16 protein-coding genes, 1 tRNA gene and 1 pseudogene are annotated in these 19338 nt (G+C 59.1%); 12 read left to right on the top strand and 6 right to left on the bottom strand.

Going from position 1 to position 19338, the window contains the following annotated elements; all coding sequences use genetic code 11:
* Window positions 1–115 precede the first annotated feature (115 nt).
* Together ACYZUA_RS05115 and ACYZUA_RS05110 are read left to right on the top strand one after the other, a co-directional pair.
* Window positions 116–3862: an EAL domain-containing protein gene (locus ACYZUA_RS05115; protein ID WP_461962306.1), complete on the top strand. Its 3747-nt coding sequence runs from the start codon at window positions 116–118 to the stop codon at window positions 3860–3862.
* Between the two features lie 15 nt (window positions 3863–3877).
* Window positions 3878–3954 (top strand) — tRNA-Ile (locus ACYZUA_RS05110).
* A gap of 80 nt (window positions 3955–4034) precedes the next feature.
* Here ACYZUA_RS05110 and ACYZUA_RS05105 read toward each other — a convergent pair.
* The 3 genes from ACYZUA_RS05105 to ACYZUA_RS05095 form a co-directional block, all read right to left on the bottom strand.
* On the bottom strand, window positions 4035–4340 hold the full coding sequence (locus ACYZUA_RS05105) for a helix-turn-helix domain-containing protein (RefSeq protein WP_046052376.1): 306 nt from the start codon (window positions 4338–4340) through the stop codon (window positions 4035–4037).
* A complete protein-coding gene (locus tag ACYZUA_RS05100) occupies window positions 4333–4698 on the bottom strand; it encodes a type II toxin-antitoxin system RelE/ParE family toxin (RefSeq protein WP_461962305.1) in 366 nt (121 codons plus the stop codon). The genes ACYZUA_RS05105 and ACYZUA_RS05100 overlap by 8 nt, the downstream gene beginning before the upstream one ends.
* Window positions 4699–4852: 154 nt before the next feature.
* Entirely contained in the window at window positions 4853–5503 is a 651-nt protein-coding gene (locus ACYZUA_RS05095) for a peptidase M41 (RefSeq protein ID WP_461963882.1), read from the bottom strand.
* A gap of 207 nt (window positions 5504–5710) precedes the next feature.
* Between ACYZUA_RS05095 and ACYZUA_RS05090 the strand changes: the two genes are divergently transcribed.
* From ACYZUA_RS05090 to ACYZUA_RS05045, 10 genes are all read left to right on the top strand, one after another.
* A complete protein-coding gene (locus ACYZUA_RS05090) occupies window positions 5711–6172 on the top strand; it encodes an Lrp/AsnC family transcriptional regulator (RefSeq protein ID WP_007980298.1) in 462 nt (153 codons plus the stop codon).
* Between the two features lie 220 nt (window positions 6173–6392).
* A complete protein-coding gene (locus tag ACYZUA_RS05085) occupies window positions 6393–8075 on the top strand; it encodes a flavin monoamine oxidase family protein (RefSeq protein WP_461962304.1) in 1683 nt (560 codons plus the stop codon).
* 12 nt (window positions 8076–8087) lie between these two features.
* Window positions 8088–8882, top strand: coding sequence for a carbon-nitrogen hydrolase family protein (locus ACYZUA_RS05080; RefSeq protein ID WP_461962303.1), 795 nt, complete (start codon window positions 8088–8090; stop codon window positions 8880–8882).
* A gap of 48 nt (window positions 8883–8930) precedes the next feature.
* Window positions 8931–11363 (top strand): pyrroloquinoline quinone biosynthesis protein PqqF, encoded by a 2433-nt coding sequence (gene pqqF / locus ACYZUA_RS05075; protein WP_461962302.1) that lies wholly within the window; start codon window positions 8931–8933, stop codon window positions 11361–11363.
* Window positions 11364–11518: 155 nt separating this feature from the next.
* Window positions 11519–11593 (top strand): pyrroloquinoline quinone precursor peptide PqqA, encoded by a 75-nt coding sequence (gene pqqA / locus ACYZUA_RS05070; protein ID WP_009045898.1) that lies wholly within the window; start codon window positions 11519–11521, stop codon window positions 11591–11593.
* 75 nt (window positions 11594–11668) lie between these two features.
* The gene (pqqB, locus tag ACYZUA_RS05065) at window positions 11669–12580 is read left to right on the top strand and encodes a pyrroloquinoline quinone biosynthesis protein PqqB (RefSeq protein WP_461962301.1); all 912 of its coding nucleotides are present in this window, start codon (window positions 11669–11671) and stop codon (window positions 12578–12580) included.
* Between the two features lie 123 nt (window positions 12581–12703).
* Window positions 12704–13456 carry a pyrroloquinoline-quinone synthase PqqC gene (gene pqqC, locus ACYZUA_RS05060; protein WP_461962300.1) on the top strand — a complete coding sequence of 251 codons (753 nt, stop codon included), beginning with the start codon at window positions 12704–12706 and terminating at the stop codon, window positions 13454–13456.
* On the top strand, window positions 13453–13728 hold the full coding sequence (gene pqqD / locus ACYZUA_RS05055; RefSeq protein WP_461962299.1) for a pyrroloquinoline quinone biosynthesis peptide chaperone PqqD: 276 nt from the start codon (window positions 13453–13455) through the stop codon (window positions 13726–13728). Before pqqC ends, pqqD begins: the two co-directional genes overlap by 4 nt.
* Entirely contained in the window at window positions 13721–14875 is a 1155-nt protein-coding gene (gene pqqE / locus ACYZUA_RS05050; protein ID WP_461963880.1) for a pyrroloquinoline quinone biosynthesis protein PqqE, read from the top strand. Before pqqD ends, pqqE begins: the two co-directional genes overlap by 8 nt.
* Window positions 14841–16667 (top strand): S9 family peptidase, encoded by a 1827-nt coding sequence (locus ACYZUA_RS05045; RefSeq protein ID WP_461962298.1) that lies wholly within the window; start codon window positions 14841–14843, stop codon window positions 16665–16667. The genes pqqE and ACYZUA_RS05045 overlap by 35 nt, the downstream gene beginning before the upstream one ends.
* A 147-nt stretch (window positions 16668–16814) precedes the next feature.
* Here the strand turns inward: ACYZUA_RS05045 and ACYZUA_RS05040 are convergent, their stop codons facing one another.
* From ACYZUA_RS05040 to ACYZUA_RS05030, 3 genes and pseudogenes are all read right to left on the bottom strand, one after another.
* Window positions 16815–16973 (bottom strand): YqaE/Pmp3 family membrane protein, encoded by a 159-nt coding sequence (locus ACYZUA_RS05040; RefSeq protein WP_007904205.1) that lies wholly within the window; start codon window positions 16971–16973, stop codon window positions 16815–16817.
* Window positions 16974–17056: 83 nt separating this feature from the next.
* A pseudogene (locus ACYZUA_RS05035) lies at window positions 17057–17191 on the bottom strand (helix-turn-helix domain-containing protein); the annotation flags it as partial.
* A 242-nt stretch (window positions 17192–17433) separates the two neighbouring features.
* Window positions 17434–19212: an acyl-CoA dehydrogenase C-terminal domain-containing protein gene (locus ACYZUA_RS05030; RefSeq protein ID WP_461962297.1), complete on the bottom strand. Its 1779-nt coding sequence runs from the start codon at window positions 19210–19212 to the stop codon at window positions 17434–17436.
* Between the last annotated feature and the right edge of the window lie 126 nt (window positions 19213–19338).

Here is a 19338-nt window from a genome sequence, read left to right as displayed (position 1 = left end):
ACCCCCGGCCCAGGCCGGGGGTTTTGCTTTTATACAGATTAAATCCCCCGCACCTCCCCCCCTCCGAATTGCCCGTCTACACTCGAAACATTCCCCGAGCCATAACGAGACCGTTATGCCCAGACTGCCGACCGTGCTTTTTTTGCTGTCGCTGTTGACCTGGACCGCAACGGCTGGCGCGCTGACTCTGACCGACGAAGAACGACGCTGGCTGACGGCTCATCCGGACCTGCGCCTGGGTGTCGATGCGTCATGGCCACCCTTCGAGTTTCGCGACGATCAGGGGCGCTATCAGGGTCTTGCGGCAGACTATATCGACCTGATCCGTCAACGCCTGGCCATCAAGCTCACGCCCATCGAGCCCGTCAGCTGGTCCGTCGTCCTGGAGCAGGCCAAACACGCCAGGCTGGACCTGTTGCCCGGCATCATGTCGACCCCGGAGCGCCAGGCTTACCTGTCATTCACCCGCCCCTATCTGGACTTTCCGATTGTCATCCTGGCCCATGTCGGAGGCCCCCAGCCACGCAAACTCGAAGACTTGTACGGTCTGAAAGTTGCCGTGGTGGAAAACTACGCACCCCACGAGCTGTTGCGCACCCACAACCCCGATCTCAATCTGGTAGCGATGCCCAACGTCAGCTCAGCGCTGCAAGCGCTGGCTACCGATGAAGTGGATGCGGTGGTCGGTGATCTCGCCTCCAGCGTCTGGAGCCTGCGTCAGCTCAAGCTCGACGGGCTCTACGTCAGCGGTGAAACCCCCTATCGTTATCAATTGGCGATGGGCGTGCCTCGGGACAACAAGATACTGGTCGGCATTCTGGATAAAGTCCTGGCGGACATGACCCCGGACGAAATCAATGAGATTCAGGAGCACTGGGTCGGCAACGTCCTCGATCATCGGACATTCTGGAACGATCTGCTGGTTTATGGTCTGCCGGGATTGCTGTTGCTGATCATCGTGCTGGCGATGGTTATCCGGATCAACCGCCGGCTGAGTTCAGAAATTGCCCGCCGGGTCGACCTGGAACAAGAACTGCGCAGCAGCGAATACCATTACCGCGGGTTGGTGGAAAGCCTTTCGGCCATCGCCTGGGAAGCGCGGATCAGCGATTTCACCTACAGCTATGTGTCGCCCCATGCCGAGGATCTGCTTGGTTACCCCTTGTCTCATTGGCTGATTCCGGGCTTCTGGCGCAACATTATCCACCCGGCCGACCTGACCCGCGCCCAGACCTTTTGCGATCACGAAGTACTGGCCGGGCGCGATCACAGCCTCGATTACCGGGTCATCACCGCCGATGGCCGCTGCATTTGGGTGCGCGATATCGTCAGCCTGATCGAGCACGGCCATGAACCGCTGATGCGCGGGCTGATGATCGACATCAGCGACGCCAAGCGCACCGAAGAAGCGTTGCGCCTGTCGGAACAGAAGTTCGCCTCGGTGTTCCAGCAATGCCCGGACATTCTGGTCATCGCGCGTCTCTCCGACGGCTGCCTGCTGGAGGTCAATGAGGCATTCGAAGAACAGATCGGCCTCAAGGCCGAAGACGTCATCGGCCAGACGGCCACCGACCTGAACATCTGGGGCGTACCCGGCGTCGGGCCCGGGTTGCTGCAACGGTTGCAGGCCGGCAGCATCCGTAACCTGGAGATGCCCTTTCGCCGCAACAATGGCCAAGTGTTTACCGGCCTGATCTCCGCTGAGCCATTCGACCTCGATACAACCCCTGCGCTGGTAGTGGTCGTGCGGGACATCAGCCAGCTCAAGGAAACCCAGAAACAGCTGCAAACCTCCGAAGAGAAATTCGCCAAGGCATTCCATGCCTCACCCGACGGCTTGCTATTGTCCCGGCAGAGCGACGGTTTGCTGATTGAGGTCAACGAGGGTTTCAGTCGCATTACCGGTTTCAACAGCGCGATGTCCGTGGATCGCTCCGCCCTCGAGCTGGGAATCTGGGTCAATCTCAACGAACGCAAACAGATGCTCGATCTGCTGCACCGGGACGGTTTCGTCCGCGACTTCAGTTGCCATATACGCCGCAGCGACGGACAGATCCGCCTCTGCGAGGTGTCCAGCCGTCCGCTACCGATAGGCGATGAAGATTGCATGCTGACCATCGCCCGGGACATCACCGAGCGACACCTGATGCAGGAGAAACTGCAACAGGCCGCCACGGTATTCGAGAGCACCGCCGAAGGTGTATTGATCACCGACACTCAACAGCACATCAGCGCGGTCAACCGTGCGTTTACCGAAATCACCGGCTACAGCGAGAGCGAAGCATTGGGTCACACCCCTCGCCTGCTCGCCTCGGGCCTGCACGACAGCGCGTTTTATGCTGCCATGTGGCATCAACTGACTGCCGAAGGCCATTGGCAGGGCGAAATTTCCAACCGGCGCAAGAATGGCGAGCTCTATCCGAGCTGGCTGACCATCAGTGCGGTGCGCAACCGGGACAGATTCGTCACCCACTTTGTCGCGGTGTTCGCGGACATTTCCAGCCTCAAACACGCCCAGGCCAAGCTCGATTACCAGGCGCACCACGATCCGCTGACCGGCCTGCCAAATCGCACGCTGTTCGAGAGCCGATTGCTGACCGCGCTCAACAACCAACAGGAAAACGGCGGCCAGGGCGCGGTGCTGTTCCTGGACCTGGACCGTTTTAAACACATCAACGACAGCCTGGGTCATCCGGTCGGCGACCTGCTGCTCAAGGGCATTGCCGTGCGCCTCAAGGAGCAGTTGCGCGACATCGACACCGTTGCGCGCCTGGGTGGCGACGAATTCATCATCCTGCTACCCGGGCTGCAGCAAGCCAGTGACGCCGACAACATCGCGACCAAATTGCTCAATTGCTTTGGCGCACCGTTCCAGGCTGGCGAGCATGAGTTTTTTATCAGCGCCAGTATCGGCTCCAGCCTGTATCCCAAGGATGGCTGCGACGTCGCCACGCTGGTCAAGAATGCCGATGCCGCGATGTACCGCTCAAAGGCCAAGGGTCGCAATCGGGTCGAAAGCTACACCCGCGACCTCACCGCTCAAGCCAGTGAACGAGTGGCACTGGAACATGAACTGCGACGCGCTATCGAGCGCAACGAATTGCACCTCCATTACCAACCGAAGATCAGCCTGGTCGATCATCGCCTGGTCGGCGCAGAAGCGCTCATTCGCTGGCGTCACCCGACCTTCGGCGATGTGCCGCCGGAGCACTTCATTCCGCTGGCCGAAGAAAACGGCATGATCCTGCAAATCGGCGATTGGGTTCTCGAAACCGCCTGCCGGCAGATGTTCGAGTGGAATCAGGTTTACGAACCCGTCGGCCCGCTGTCGGTCAACCTCGCGGGCGCTCAATTGCGCCAGCCGAACCTGCTCGGCCGGATCGAACAATTGCTCAAAGACAACCGCCTCAAACCCGATTTCCTGCAACTGGAAATCACTGAAAACTTCATCATGAGCCAGGCCGAAGAGGCGCTGGCAGTGCTGCATCAACTCAAACACCTGGGTGTGCAACTGGCGATCGACGACTTCGGCACCGGTTATTCGTCCCTGAGTTACCTCAAACGCCTGCCGTTGGACATTCTCAAAATCGACCAGTCTTTCGTCCGCGGCCTGCCGGACGATCCCCACGACGCAGCCATTGTTCGCGCCATCATTGCCTTGGGCCGCAGCATGCAGTTCACCATCATTGCCGAGGGCGTGGAAACCCTCGCACAGCAGCAATTCCTCGCGGCCGAAGGCTGTGAACAGATCCAGGGCTACATCGTCAGCCTGCCCTTGCCACCGGAAGAATTTGCCGCGACGTTTCTTCGTATAGCCATTTCAGACTTTTCGGATAGCACAGCGGAGAAACCGTCGCTATAATCCGCGGCCTACTGAGGGCCTATAGCTCAGTTGGTTAGAGCAGGGGACTCATAATCCCTTGGTCCACGGTTCAAATCCGTGTGGGCCCACCAAACAAGAAAGCCGCGCAATGCGCGGCTTTTTCGTGTCTGTTGGAATACTCAATCGCGACGAGCGCCTGCCGAAACATTACTCAGTTGGCGAAATTCTCGATCCTGATCTGGCCCTCAGGAAAGGTCGCGATAATTTCCAGTTCGCCGCCCATGGCGCGAATGTAGTTTCGCAAGGTGCTGATATACATGTCTGTGCGCCGCTCCATTCTGGAGATCGCTGCCTGGTTGACGTGCAGCGTCTTGGCCAGCGTTTCCTGACTCAGCTCCTGTGCCTTACGCAGCTCGTGCAGAGGCATTTCTTTCAGGTGCTGCTGGAACAACCGCTCTGCGTTAGCGCGAGACTCCGGTGTCATGCGAGCTTGAAGTTCAGCAAATTTTTTAGCCATCGTTGCGGCCCTCTTTACGCAATGTTTCCAAATGGTCGTCATACAATGTTTCGGCCTGCGGGACATGCTCGTCATACCAACGGTTTCGACCGGTTTTATCCCCTCCGATTAAAAGTAACGCGCATCGACGTGGATCAAACGCATAGCGCACACGATAAGGCCGACCCGCATGCTGGACCCGCAACTCTCGCAGATTGCCCAGTCGTGAGCCTTTAATATCGCTGCTATGCGGGTAACGCAGGCCCGGCCCGAAAAACCCCGGCAGATCGACGCTGGCTGAAACCGAGGCTTGCTCCTTTGCATCCAACCCCTCCCACCAACCTTCAAATTCATCGGTGTATTCAATCTCCCAGCCCATACCAATATGCCACCCAAGGAATATGACCTCAAGGGAATAACTCTAGGCTTTTATGGCCGTGCGACCACCTTGGTTGCCAATGAATTTGTTAACGGTGGTTTCTGGTTGGATCTGGGTGTTCGGGGCTTCCAATCCTCATAAGCGCAGATCACCTTCAACTTTTAGAAGCAACAGTTAACGAAGGAATAGCCTGCACCGGCCGCAGCCGTTCAAGCATCTCCCCCGTCAACACGACCTCATACGTATCCGCCGCCCTACCCCACTGCTCCACCATGACCATGCCGTCGACCAGCACGCGTCCCAATTCGGTAATCGTATCGGCCAATTCCTCTACGATCGTTTGAGTCCGAAACCACACACGATCAGTGATCTCTTTCAGCTCGGCCGTGATGCGGTCAGACGACGGATCCGTATCGGGGTAGGCGATATTGCGCAGCAAGTGCCGTAACTCCCTTATTTTTGCGTAATCCTGTTCCGCCCCAAGCTCTCCTTTGAGGATGGCTGTCGCTTTCGACTTTTCAACGCGTTTATCGGGCGAATGCTTTGAAACTAATGCCTGCCCCATAGCGCCAGCAAAGAGGACCATCATCCGCGCTTCCAAATGTTCCCTCATGGCTTCCATCGACGAAATCGACCGCGCCAAGCTAATGGACGCCCCGCCTTGATGCCTTAAGTCCATGGTCACTGTCAGGGTCACGCCACCCGTTTCAAACCCCAAGGCTCGGGCAATCACGTAATGAGCCATTTCGTGATTGGCAATCTGCGACGCACGTTCCCGCACAGCGGGCGGCATTTTGTTTGTCATTTCCATTGCCTCGCATCCCCCTCGATTTCGCATTCGACTACGACTTACTGTTGGTGTCCATCCTGTCGATCGCGCCTTGTTCAAGCCAAAGAAAAACCCGAGAGGTAGAAAACGGTATGAACGGTACTGAGGCGAGATCAAACATCCGCGATACGAGATGTGCCTGTAACATGCCAACCCATTGATCTGTACCGCTGGAGACGACCTTTGCCTGACACTCGCCCACCCGTTCTTGACGAAATCGACCGTCAATTGATTGCAGCCCTGCAGATCAATGCCCGCGAGAGCGTAGCCATGCTCGCCCGCCAACTGGGCATCGCCCGCACCACCGTCACTTCGCGGCTGGCGCGGCTGGAAAAGGCCAAGGTGATCACCGGTTACGGCGTGCGTTTGGGTCAACGTGTCGTGGATGGCGGCTTGCAGGCGTACGTCGGGATCACGGTACAACCACGCTCGGGCAAGGAAGTGTTGCGACGTCTCAGCGCGATGGCTCAGGTGCAGCAGTTGTGCGCGGTCAGTGGCGAATTTGATTACGTGGCGTGGTTGCGCACCGATTCACCTGAGCAGCTGGATCAGTTGCTGGATCAGATCGGCAGTGTGGATGGGGTGGAGAAGACGACTACGTCGATCATCTTGAGTAGCAAGATTGATCGGGGGCAGCCGGTTTGAGTTTTTGCCGATAGCTCTTTGGTGTCTGGGAGGGCCTCGTCGCGAGCAAGCTCGGCCCTACATTGACGATATGTTGCAATCAATCGTCATTCTGATCAAATAATTAGCAAAACGACGACACATTGCGTCTTATTAACGTGTTCTACGCTCTCTAGAATGGCTGCCATCTTTTCCTATACTCAGACGCGCATGCCGCGTCCGGTCGCCAGCAAGGTCAGCCATGAACAAGAACAATCGCCATCCTGCAGACGGTAAAAAACCAGTCACCATTTTCGGTCCGGACTTTCCCTTCGCCTTCGACGACTGGATCGAGCACCCGGCCGGTTTGGGCAGCATTCCTGCGTACAACCATGGCGCTGAGGTAGCGATTGTCGGTGCCGGCATCGCGGGTCTGGTGGCAGCGTACGAATTAATGAAACTGGGCCTGAAACCGGTCGTCTACGAAGCCTCGAAAATGGGCGGTCGTCTGCGCTCCCAGGCATTCAACGGCGCTGAAGGCATCATCGCCGAGCTCGGCGGCATGCGGTTCCCGGTGTCGTCCACCGCGTTTTATCACTACGTCGACAAGCTCGGCCTTGAAACCAAACCTTTCCCGAACCCGCTGACACCTGCCTCGGGCAGCACGGTGATCGACCTCGAAGGTCAGACTCATTACGCACAGAAACTGGCGGATCTTCCTGCACTGTTCCAGGAAGTCGCCGACGCCTGGGCCGATGCGCTGGAGGCCGGTTCGCAGTTCTCTGACATTCAGCAAGCGATCCGCGACCGTGATGTACCGCGCCTCAAAGAGCTGTGGAACACCCTCGTCCCGCTGTGGGACGACCGCACGTTCTATGACTTCGTGGCCACTTCCGAAGCCTTCGCCAAACTCTCGTTCCATCACCGCGAAGTGTTTGGTCAGGTCGGTTTCGGTACTGGCGGCTGGGACTCGGACTTCCCGAACTCGATGCTGGAAATCTTCCGCGTGGTCATGACCAACTGCGACGATCACCAGCACTTGGTGGTCGGCGGCGTTGAACAAGTGCCGCAGGGCATTTGGCGTCATGTGCCGGAGCGATGCGTACACTGGCCCGAGGGCACCAGCCTTAGTTCGTTGCACAGGGGCGCTCCACGCTCCGGTGTGAAGAAAATCGCCCACGCAGCGAACGGCCGTTTTACGGTCACCGACAACTACGGCGACACCCGCGAATACGCCGCGGTGTTGACCACTTGCCAGAGCTGGCTGCTGACCACCCAGATCGAATGCGACGAAACCCTGTTCTCGCAAAAGATGTGGATGGCCCTCGACCGCACCCGCTACATGCAATCGTCGAAAACCTTCGTGATGGTCGACCGGCCATTCTGGAAGGACAAGGATCCGGAAACCGGCCGCGACCTGATGAGCATGACCCTCACCGATCGCCTGACCCGCGGCACTTACCTGTTCGACAACGGCGACGACAAGCCCGGCGTGATTTGCCTGTCGTACTCGTGGATGAGCGACGCGCTGAAAATGCTCCCGCACCCGGTGGAAAAGCGCGTGAAACTGGCGCTGGATGCATTGAAGAAGATCTACCCGAAAGTCGACATCGCCGCGCGAATCATTGGCGATCCGATCACCGTGTCCTGGGAGGCCGACCCGCACTTCCTCGGTGCTTTCAAAGGCGCCTTGCCCGGCCACTATCGCTACAACCAGCGTATGTACGCGCACTTCATGCAGGCCGACATGCCGGCCGAGCAACGCGGCATCTTCATCGCCGGCGACGATGTTTCGTGGACGCCAGCGTGGGTCGAAGGCGCGGTGCAGACCTCGCTCAATGCGGTGTGGGGCATCATGAAACACTTCGGCGGTGAAACTCACGCCGAGAACCCGGGTCCAGGAGATGTGTTCAACGAGATCGGCCCGATCGCCCTGCCCGAGTAAGAGGAATCCGAAATGCGCGTAGCCCTTTACCAATGTCCACCGCTGCCCCTGGATGTCGCAGGCAATCTGCAACGTCTGCATCAATTGGCGCTGGAAGCCAAGGGCGCGGATTTGCTGGTGCTACCGGAGATGTTTTTGACCGGTTACAACATCGGCCTCGACGCGGTCAGCGTGCTGGCGGAGGTGTACAACGGTGAGTCGGCGCAGCAGATCGCGCGCATCGCCAAGACGGCCGGGATCGCCATTTTGTATGGCTATCCCGAGCGCACCGAAGACGGTCAGATCTACAACGCCGTGCAGTTGATCGACGCCAATGGCGAGCGCCTGTGCAACTACCGCAAGACTCACCTGTTCGGCGACCTCGATCACTCGATGTTCAGCGCCGGGCCGGATGAGTTTCCGCTGGTTGAACTCAATGGCTGGAAGCTCGGTTTCCTGATCTGCTACGACCTGGAGTTCCCGGAAAACGCTCGACGCTTGGCCTTGGCCGGCGCCGAGCTGATTCTGGTGCCGACGGCGAACATGATTCCCTACGACTTCATTGCCGACGTCACCGTCCGCGCCCGGGCTTTCGAAAACCAGTGCTATGTGGCTTACGCCAACTATTGCGGCAACGAAGGCGAGATCCAGTATTGCGGCCAGAGCAGCATTGCCGCACCGGATGGCAATCGCATCGCCCAGGCGGGCCTTGATGAAGCGCTGATAGTCGGCGAGCTGGATCGGCAGTTGATGGTCGATTCCCGCGCCGCCAATCGCTATTTCCTCGATCGCCGTCCCGAACTTTACGACGACCTTAACAAGCGCTGAGGCTCTGTAATCCGCTAGCATTAGCGCTTCTCTGCTCTGGAAGTGCTCATGCCTGCGCTGAATCACCCTCACCTTCACACTGAAACCCTGGCCAACGGTCTGCGGGTGACGCTGCGTCATGTTCCCAATTTGAAGCGCAGTGCTGCGGCGTTGCGCGTCGGGGCGGGCAGCCATGACGTGCCGCTGGCCTGGCCCGGACTGGCGCACTTTCTCGAACACCTGCTGTTTCTCGGTACAGAGCGTTTCCCTGCGAACCAAGCACTGATGGCCTACGTCCAGGGTCATGGCGGTCAGGTGAATGCACGGACCAGCGAACGCACCACGGACTACTTTTTCGAGTTACCGCCTCAAGCGTTTACCGGGGGACTGGAGCGCCTGTCGGACATGCTCGCTCATCCGCGTATGAATCCGGACGATCAGCGGCGGGAACGGGAAGTGCTGCACGCAGAATTTGTCGCATGGTCGCGGGATACGACCGCTCAGCAGCAATTCGCGCTATTCGACGGTCTTTCAGCCGCGCATCCACTGCGGGCGTTTCATGCCGGTAACCGCTACAGCCTGCCGGTACCGCAACCTGAGTTTCAGCAAGCCTTGCAGGGTTTCTATCAGCGGTTTTATCAGACCGGGCAGATGACCTTGAGCCTGACCGGGCCGCAGAGTCTCGATGAGTTGAGGGCGATGGCTCAGCACTTTAGCGCTGCTATTCCCGTAGGGGAAAAGGTCCCGCAACAAGCGCCTACATCGCTAATGGATTCTTCGGACAAAAGTTATCAACAGGCTGGAGAACGTCGACTGGATCTGCTGTTTGCCTTCGACGCGTTGCCCGATTCATCGCCTGAGGCGCTGGCGTTCCTGAGTCATTGGCTGAACGCCGCGAAACCCGGTGGCCTGCTGGCGCAATTGCGCGAGCGCGAGCTAGCTGACAGCCTGAAAGCTGCGCCACTGTATCAATTCGCCGGCCAGGCTTTGTTGCACATCGAGTTCACGTTGCCTGCCAACGCGACGCCCAACGGGATCCGCGAACGGCTACTGGATTGGCTTGGATTCTTTGCCTCACAGCAACCCTGGACCGGGTTGCGCGAAGAATACGCCGCCCTGCTGCAACGTCAGCAGCAAGTCAGCAGCGCCCTGCAACTGGCCCGACTGGACAGTGAACAGCGTGAAGGCGGGTTATCCGAATCGGGCGTTGCAGCCCTCAAGGAGGTCCTGAAACAAATCGGCACTGTGGATAACTTCACCGGCCAATGGCAACTGCCAACACCTAATCCGTTTTTACGCGTCGAGGCTGCGGCCCCGAGCGCCGGACTGATCCGCGGCCAGACGAGCAAACATCGAGGCTTACGGACCTTTGCCCAGGATCGCTCACGCGGTCGTCGTGAACGTTCGCCCATGCAGTTCAGTCAGGCGTTGCCGGATAACAGTGCCGAAGGTGCCGTTTACCTGCGCTGGCGTCTGGACTCGGCACCTCGCAGCAACGTTCAGATGAGCCTGGAAAACCGCCTTCAGCCGTTGCGTGAAGACGCTTGTCAGGCGGGTGTCGATTTTTCCTTCAGCACATCAGGCAATGAATGGCTGCTGAAAATGATCGGGTTACAGGAACCGATGCCGACCATCCTCGAGCACGCGCTGAAAGAACTGACAAACCCTGATGCCGGTTTCTCGCAAGAAGAGCCGCCGAGCATTGCGTTGATGCCGATTCGACAGTTGCTTAAAGCGCTGCCCGATCACTGCATTGAGCGCACCGCTGACTCGGACGATTTGATGCAGCTTTGGTCGAGCGCACGCTGGGATGGTCTGGCGACCGGCCTGTCCACCCAGACACAAGCGGCGATGGGCCTTGCCTTGAGTCGTGTGCCCGGCACTGCGGACAATCAACTGACGCCGCCCACCCCGATAAACGCGCAGCATTCGTGGAGCGCGGTCGATACCGGGTCCAGCGAACACGCCTTGTTGCTCTTCTGCCCGACCGCAACTGCAAACATCGCTGACGAAGCCGCCTGGCGCTTGCTGGCTCACCTCTGCCAGACGCCGTTTTACCAACGCCTGCGGGTAGAACTGCAACTCGGCTATGCGGTATTCAGCGCCCTGCGGCAGGTCCATGGGCAAACAGGATTGTTGTTCGGCGTGCAATCACCCAGCGTCGCCCCGCTGGATCTGCTGGAACACATCGAACATTTCCTGAGCGGATTGGCCGGAATGATCGGCGATATCAATGACCAGACTTTCATCGAGCAGCGCCAGGCACTGACCGATCAATTCGATAGCGCGGCACTGCCCAATGCGCAGGCCGCCGAACTGCTCTGGCAGGGCAAACTGGCCGGCCACTCGTCGGAATATCTGACTCAACTGCCTCAGGCAATTCTGATGATCAACCGCGAAACGTTACTGGCCGCCGCACAACGACTGAATCAGGCCGAAGGCGGTTGGCGCTGTCTGGCCAGCGCACCTTGCCCGGGCTCGCCTTGGCAAGCGGCAAAATGATCATTACCGGTACTGCAATTAGCTTTCTCAAAGTTTCCCGGCCAATCGTCCTGTAATTTTGAGTAACATAGCCACCTAACTATCTGAACATCTCCGGCTGGAGGTGGACTATATGTATAGATCTCAACTGTCCCATCACCTGAAGGAGCGTTCCTATGTCCTGGTCCAAACCTGCTTACACCGACCTGCGTATCGGCTTTGAAGTCACCATGTACTTCGCCAGCCGCTAATCTTTTTGTAGCGCAGTGCAACGCCTCGGCTCGCCGAGGCGTTTTTATTTTCAGTTTTCGTATGATGGAGCGGCCATGTTTGTCCAGATTCTAGGTTCCGCCGCTGGCGGTGGTTTCCCCCAGTGGAACTGCAACTGCGTGAACTGCGCCGGTTTTCGCGATGGCAGCCTGAACGCCCAGGCACGGACCCAGTCGTCCATCGCAATTTCCGATAACGGCGTGAACTGGGTGTTATGCAACGCATCGCCGGACATCCGCGCCCAGCTCCAGAGCTTCGCCCCGATGCAACCGGGCCGCGCCCTGCGCGATACCGGCATCAACGCGATCATCCTGATGGACAGCCAGATCGACCACACCACCGGCCTGCTCAGCCTGCGCGAAGGTTGCCCGCACCAGGTCTGGTGCACCGACATGGTCCACGAAGACCTGAGCACCGGTTTCCCACTGTTCACCATGCTGAACCACTGGAACGGCGGGCTGACCTGGAACCAGATTGAGCTCGACCGCAGCTTCACCATCCCGGACTGCCCGAACCTGCGCTTCACCCCTCTGCCCTTGCGCAGCGCTGCTCCGCCGTATTCACCGCACCGTTTCGACCCGCATCCGGGCGACAACATCGGCTTGATCGTTGAAGACCTCAACACCGGCGGCAAACTGTTCTACGCACCGGGCCTGGGCAAGGTCGACGCACCGCTGCTGGAGATTATGGCCGGCAGCGATTGCCTGCTGGTGGACGGTACGATGTGGGATGACGACGAAATGCAGCGCCGTGGCGTCGGCACCCGCACCGGTCGGGAAATGGGCCACCTGGCGCAGAACGGCCCCGGCGGCATGCTGGAAGTGCTGGAACAGTTGCCCAACCAGCGCAAAGTACTTATCCACATCAACAACACCAACCCGATTCTCGATGAGGATTCGCCAGAGCGTGCAGAACTGGCTCGGCGTGATGTTGAAGTGGCGTATGACGGCATGAGTATTGTGCTGTAGCGGATGGCCCCATCGCGAGCAAGCTCAGCTCCTACAGGGCACGCTTTTGTAGGAGCCGAGCTTGCTCGCGATGACGTCCGAATAAACACCAAAGAATTCAACAGTTGTTCGCGGAGAACCGAAATGACTGACACAGCAATGTCCCCCGCCGAGTTCGAAGCAGCCCTGCGCGCCAAGGGCGCCTATTACCACATCTATCACCCGTATCACGTGGCGATGTATGAAGGCCGGGCAACGCGCGAGCAGATCCAGGGCTGGGTCGCCAACCGCTTCTATTATCAGGTGAACATTCCGCTCAAGGACGCCGCGATCCTCGCCAACTGCCCGGACCGCGAGATTCGTCGTGAGTGGATTCAGCGCCTGCTCGACCATGATGGCGCCCCCGGCGAAGACGGCGGCATCGAAGCCTGGTTGCGCCTGGGCCAGGCCGTCGGCCTCGACCCGGATCAGCTGCGCTCGCAGGAATTGGTACTGCCCGGTGTACGTTTTGCCGTCGATGCCTACGTCAACTTCGCCCGCCGTGCCAGTTGGCAGGAAGCCGCCAGCAGCTCGCTGACCGAACTGTTTGCGCCGCAGATTCACCAGTCGCGCCTGGACAGTTGGCCGCAGCATTACCCGTGGATCGATCCGGCTGGTTACGAGTATTTCCGCACCCGCCTGGGTCAGGCACGTCGCGACGTGGAACACGGCTTGGCGATCACTTTGCAGCACTACACGACGCGGGTCGGCCAAGAGCGCATGCTGGAAATTCTCCAGTTCAAACTGGACATTCTTTGGAGCATGCTCGATGCCATGAGCATGGCCTATGAACTGAAACGCCCGCCGTATCGCAGCGTGACCGAGCAACGGGTCTGGCATAAAGGAATCACCTTATGAGTTTTGATCGCAGCAAGACCCCGACCTGGCGTACCGGCTACCGCTTCCAGTACGAACCGGCGCAGAAAGGTCATGTGCTGCTCTACCCGGAAGGCATGATCAAACTCAACGAAAGCGCCGCACTGATCGGTGGTTTGATCGACGGCGAGCGTGACGTCGCGGCAATCATCGCCGAACTGGACACGCAGTTCCCCGGCGTGCCCGAACTCGGTGACGACATCGAGCAATTCATGGAGGTCGCCCGTGCTCAGCACTGGATCGAACTTGCCTGATTGCGCGTCAGACAAGTTACCGCCCAAGCCCGAAATCGGCCTGCCGCTGTGGCTGCTGGCCGAGCTGACCTATCGCTGCCCGCTGCAATGTCCGTATTGCTCCAATCCGCTGGACTTCGCCGAGCAAGGCAAAGAACTCAGCACTGAGCAGTGGATCAAGGTGTTCCGCGAAGCACGGGAGATGGGCGCGGCGCAATTGGGCTTTTCCGGCGGTGAACCGCTGGTGCGCCAGGACCTCGCCGAGCTGATCACCGAGGCGCGCAAGCTGGGTTACTACACCAACCTGATCACCTCCGGTATCGGCCTGACCGAGCAGAAAATCAGCGACTTCAAGAAGGCCGGCCTGGACCACATTCAGATCAGCTTCCAGGCCAGCGACGAGCAAGTGAACAACTTGCTGGCCGGCTCGAAAAAGGCCTTTGCGCAGAAGCTGGAAATGGCCCGCGCAGTGAAAGCCCACGGCTATCCGATGGTGCTGAACTTCGTGACCCATCGGCACAACATCGACAAGATCGACCGGATCATCGAGCTGTGCATCGCCCTTGAGGCGGACTTTGTGGAGCTCGCCACGTGCCAGTTCTACGGTTGGGCGCAGCTCAACCGGGTCGGTCTGTTGCCGACCAAGGAACAACTGGTCCGCGCCGAGCGCATCACCAACGAATACCGCGCCAAACTCGAAGCCGAAGGGCATCCGTGCAAGCTGATTTTCGTCACCCCGGATTATTACGAAGAGCGCCCGAAAGCCTGCATGAATGGCTGGGGCAGTATTTTTCTGACCGTCACACCGGACGGAACCGCCCTGCCTTGTCACGGCGCCCGACAGATGCCGGTACAGTTTCCCAACGTGCGCGACCACAGCATGCAGCACATCTGGTACGACTCGTTCGGCTTCAACCGCTTTCGCGGTTACGACTGGATGCCCGAGCCGTGCCGTTCCTGCGACGAGAAAGAAAAAGACTTCGGCGGCTGTCGCTGCCAGGCATTCATGCTCACGGGGGACGCGAGCAACGCCGACCCGGTGTGCAGCAAGTCCGAACATCACGGCGTGATCCTCAAGGCTCGCGAAGAAGCCGAACACGCGACCCAGACCATCGAACAACTGGCCTTTCGCAATGAACGAAATTCACGACTCATCGCTAAAAGCTGAACCCTTCAGCGCTGCCAGGGCTGTTGCGGCCGGCATCGACTTCGCCGAGTTGCAGGTCGGCCCACATGGCTTGTTCTGGAACGAGTACCGCCCCGAGGACGCCGCCTGCCGAATCTGGCATTGGCGTGACGGCCTGGCGCACTGCCTGACGCCAGCGGGTTTCAGTGTGCGCAGCCGGGTATACGAATACGGCGGCGGCGCGTTCTGTCTGACCGATGACGGGATAGTCTTCGTCAACGAGGCGGACCAACAGCTGTATCGGCAATCGCTGGCCGGCGAGACACCAGAGTTGCTGAGCTCAGGCGAATGCCGATACGGCGATCTGCAGTTCGCTGACGGGCAAGTATTGGCGGTTGAAGAAAACCGCGACCGGCATCGTCTGGTGGCTATCGATTTGGCTGACGGAATACGTCATCTGCTGGCCGAAGGCGCCGACTTCTATGCCGCGCCGACCTTGAGTCCCGACGCGCAACGACTGGCGTGGATCGAGTGGAGCCGCCCGGATCAGCCATGGACCGCGACTCGCCTGATGGTTGCCGAACGCCAGAACAATGGCCGTTTTGCTCCGCCGCGTTGCCTGGCAGGCGAAGACGCTGAGGAATCCCTGCAACAACCGAGATTCGATACCAGCGGTCGTCTGTTTTGCCTGACTGATCGCGGCGGCTACTGGCAGCCTTGGGTGGAATCGGCAGACGGCTTGAGCCCGCTGCCGAGTGCCGCAGCGGATCATGGGCCAGCGCCGTGGCAGCTGGGTGGCTGCACCTGGTTGCCGCTGAGCGAAGTCCGCTATCTGGCGAGCTGGACCGAAGACGGGTTTGGCAGACTGGGGCTTTGCGGTAGCACCCGTGAAGATTTCACCGGTAATTACAGCCGCTTCCGCTCTCTCGCACTGGATGAGCAGTTCATTTACTGCATCGCCGCTTCGCCAGTCAGTTCATCGGCAGTCATTGCCATCGACCGCCAGACCCGGCAGGTCAAAACACTGGCTGGCGGTATCGCACCGTTGCCTGCCGAGCAGATCAGCGTCCCGCAAACCCTGCGCTACCCGAGCGGTTCGGGCGAGGCACACGGCTTCTTCTATCCAGCGATGACCGGTGTTGCGAAACCGCCTCTGGTGGTGTTTATCCACGGTGGCCCGACGTCGGCCTGCTACCCGATGCTCGATCCGCGTATCCAGTACTGGGCGCAACGCGGTTTCGCCGTGGCCGACCTCAACTACCGCGGTAGCAGTGGCTATGGTCGGGCTTATCGACAAGCGCTGCATTTGAGCTGGGGCGAAGTGGACGTGAAGGATGCCTGCGCTGTCGTCGCTCATCTTGCCGAACGCGGACTGATCGACAGCGACAAGGCGTTTATTCGCGGCGGCAGTGCTGGCGGCTACACCACACTGTGCGCGCTGGCCTTCCACACAGTCTTCCGCGCCGGCGCCAGCCTGTATGGCGTCAGTGATCCTGTGGCGCTAGGCCGGACGACTCACAAGTTCGAGGGGGATTATCTGGATTGGCTGATCGGCGACCCGGTGCAGGATGCCGAACGCTACGCCGCTCGAACGCCGTTGCTGCACGCAGGCAACATCCGTGTACCGGTGATTTTCTTTCAGGGTGAACTGGACGCTGTGGTGGTGCCACAACAGACCCGCGACATGGTCACGGCGCTACAACACAACGGCATTCTGGTTGAAGCGCATTACTACGCCGACGAACGCCATGGCTTTCGCAAGGCCGGCAATCAGGCCCATGCGCTGGAGCAGGAGTGGTTGTTTTATCGGCGGGTGATGGAATTGGCGGGCTGAAGTCTGCGGCTCGTGCAGGAATTGTGTCGCCCATTCGCGAGCAGGCTCGCTCCCACAGGAATTTCTGTACACCACAGATCCATTGTGGGAGCGACGGTGCGACGATTCGACCTGCTCGCGAAAGCCATCTAACGGGCGCCGCGAAACTCAGCGTTTGGCGATGATATACACCGCATGCACGATCCCGGGGATGTAACCGCACAGCGTCAGCAGAATATTCAGCCAGAACGCCCCGGCGAAACCGACTTGCAGAAACACACCCAGTGGCGGCAACAGAATGGCGATGATGATGCGAATAAAGTCCATGGGGTCAGCTCCTGATTAAAGTTGGCTCGTGCGAGCCTACAGCTAATCGACCTTTACCGCTCGTCAGGGTTCAGTGCGGTTCTTCAGGCCAGTATCTCAAGGCCGTGTTTCTGAACGATGCTCAGCAACTTCAACGCCATGCCGCTGGGGTGCTTGTCTCCCGCTTCCCATTGTTTAACCGTCGAGGCGCTGGTGTTCAGATAACGCGCAAACACTGGATGAAAATGAGCTGAGCACTTTTCTGCAGACAAAAGAAAACCCCGCCGAAGCGGGGCTTTGCAGACTGTTTCCCTGACATCCATTTCACTCCGCCGTCCTGGCAGAATCCTACGTGTCCGTGTTGTTGCTTTGCGCTTCCTGCGCGACGTCCATGTGAAGTAGATTAGCTGTGGATCCAATCTTCATCTATGGGAGAAGAGCAGCACGTCATGTAAGAGAATACTTACATGACGTTACAATGTCAGAACTGGCCTGCATCCAGCAGGAACAATGACTCACTACCAGCCTTCACCGACGCGCTCAACGAGTGAATACGCGGCAGCAGGCGTGCGAAATAGAACCGCGCCGTGCCCAATTTGCTCGCGTAGAAATCGTCCTGCGCCTCTTTGCCAAAAGCGGCCTTGGCCATCAGTGCCCACATGTACGCATACGACACGTAACCGAATGCCTGCAAATACTCGACCGAGGCAGCCCCGATTTCGTTCGGGTTGCTTTTCGCCCGATCGAGCAGCCAGATGGTCAGTTCGTCGAGGGTGGTCACGGCATCGTTCAGCGGCTTGGTGAACTCGGCCAGATCAGCGCTGGCGGTCGCGGTGAAATGACGGATCTCGTCGGCAAACAGGTTGTAGAACGCCCCGCCAGTACCGACGATCTTGCGTCCGACCAGGTCCAGCGCCTGAATGCCGTTGGTGCCTTCGTAGATCTGGGTGATGCGCACGTCGCGCACCAGTTGCTCCTGGCCCCACTCCCGGATGTAACCGTGACCGCCGAAAACCTGCTGGCCGTGAATCGTTGTTTCCAACCCGAGGTCGGTGAGGAACGCCTTGGCCACCGGGGTCAGCAAGGCCACCAAATCTTCCGCGCGCTTGCGGGTGATGGCGTCTTCGCTGAACTTGGCGGTGTCGAGTTGCATGGCCACGTACGTCGAGAAGGCACGACCGCCTTCGTTCGAGGCTTTCATGGTCAACAACATGCGACGCACGTCCGGGTGGACGATGATCGGGTCAGCGACCTTGTCCTTGTTCTGCGCGCCAGTCGGCGAACGGCTTTGCAGACGGTCGCGGGCGTATTCGACGGCGTTCTGGTACGAGCGCTCACCAGAGGCCAGGCCCTGGATGCCGACGCCCAGACGCTCGTAGTTCATCATGGTGAACATCGCCGCCAAGCCTTTGTTCGGCTCACCGACCAGGTAACCGACGGCCTCGTCGAAGTTCATCACACAGGTCGCGGACGCCTGGATGCCCATCTTGTGTTCGATCGAACCGCAAGTCGCCGGGTTTCGTGCGCCGAGGCTGCCATCGGCATTGACCATGACCTTGGGCACCAGGAACAACGAAATACCTTTCGGACCCGCCGGTGCGTCCGGCAGTTTGGCCAGTACCAAATGAATGATGTTCTCGGTCAGGTCGTGCTCACCGCCGGTGATGAAGATCTTGGTGCCGCTGACTTTGTAGGACCCGTCGGCCTGAGGGTCTGCCTTGGTGCGAATGATCCCGAGGTCAGTACCGGCGTGAGGCTCGGTCAGGCACATGGAGCCGGCCCAGACGCCAGCGTACATGTTCGGCAGGTACGCGGCTTTCAGCTCTTCGCTGGCGTGGGCGTTGATCGACAGACAGGCGCCCGCGGTCAGCATCGGGTACAGACCGAACGACAGGCTGGCGGAGTTGACCATTTCTTCGACCTGAGCCGAAACAGCCTTGGGCATGCCCATGCCGCCGTAGGTCGGATCGCCACCGACACCGACCCAACCGCCTTCCGCGTAAGTCTGATAAGCCTGTGGGAAACCTGCCGGCGTGGTGACGGCACCGTCCGCCCAATGGCAACCTTCTTCGTCAGCCGAACGGCTCAGGGGCGCGATGCTTTTGCTGGTGACCTTGCCGGCTTCTTCGAGAATGGCTTCGACCGTTTCAGCATCGACAGTCTCGGCCAGCGCAGGTAGCTCGACCCAGAGTTTGGCGACCTCGAACACTTCATTGAGGACGAAGCGCATATCGCGCAGGGGCGCTTTGTAGTCAGCCATGGCAAACCTCGCAAGATCTAAACAGGTGATTCGTAGGAGTGGTGCTTTCGTTGGGTTCGAGTGTAACCCAACAACTTTTACGACACATAGGGTCAGCTCATGACCGTTTTGTTATTTTTAGTCACT

It is taken from the genome of Pseudomonas sp. LS2P72 (assembly GCF_054897865.1).
This window is presented reverse-complemented; position numbering and strand designations above follow the sequence as displayed.

What these genes read in the sequence shown, in the direction of transcription:
- ACYZUA_RS05030 (WP_461962297.1), bottom strand. Translation starts at nt 19,212, where the DNA reads ATGGCTGACTACAAAGCGCCCCTGCGCGATATGCGCTTCGTCCTCAAT.
- ACYZUA_RS05085 (WP_461962304.1), top strand. Translation starts at nt 6,393, where the DNA reads ATGAACAAGAACAATCGCCATCCTGCAGACGGTAAAAAACCAGTCACC.
- pqqF (WP_461962302.1), top strand. Translation starts at nt 8,931, where the DNA reads ATGCCTGCGCTGAATCACCCTCACCTTCACACTGAAACCCTGGCCAAC.
- ACYZUA_RS05100 (WP_461962305.1), bottom strand. Translation starts at nt 4,698, where the DNA reads ATGGGCTGGGAGATTGAATACACCGATGAATTTGAAGGTTGGTGGGAG.
- pqqB (WP_461962301.1), top strand. Translation starts at nt 11,669, where the DNA reads ATGTTTGTCCAGATTCTAGGTTCCGCCGCTGGCGGTGGTTTCCCCCAG.
- pqqC (WP_461962300.1), top strand. Translation starts at nt 12,704, where the DNA reads ATGACTGACACAGCAATGTCCCCCGCCGAGTTCGAAGCAGCCCTGCGC.
- ACYZUA_RS05045 (WP_461962298.1), top strand. Translation starts at nt 14,841, where the DNA reads ATGAACGAAATTCACGACTCATCGCTAAAAGCTGAACCCTTCAGCGCT.
- ACYZUA_RS05040 (WP_007904205.1), bottom strand. Translation starts at nt 16,973, where the DNA reads ATGGACTTTATTCGCATCATCATCGCCATTCTGTTGCCGCCACTGGGT.
- ACYZUA_RS05115 (WP_461962306.1), top strand. Translation starts at nt 116, where the DNA reads ATGCCCAGACTGCCGACCGTGCTTTTTTTGCTGTCGCTGTTGACCTGG.
- ACYZUA_RS05105 (WP_046052376.1), bottom strand. Translation starts at nt 4,340, where the DNA reads ATGGCTAAAAAATTTGCTGAACTTCAAGCTCGCATGACACCGGAGTCT.
- ACYZUA_RS05080 (WP_461962303.1), top strand. Translation starts at nt 8,088, where the DNA reads ATGCGCGTAGCCCTTTACCAATGTCCACCGCTGCCCCTGGATGTCGCA.
- ACYZUA_RS05095 (WP_461963882.1), bottom strand. Translation starts at nt 5,503, where the DNA reads ATGACAAACAAAATGCCGCCCGCTGTGCGGGAACGTGCGTCGCAGATT.
- pqqD (WP_461962299.1), top strand. Translation starts at nt 13,453, where the DNA reads ATGAGTTTTGATCGCAGCAAGACCCCGACCTGGCGTACCGGCTACCGC.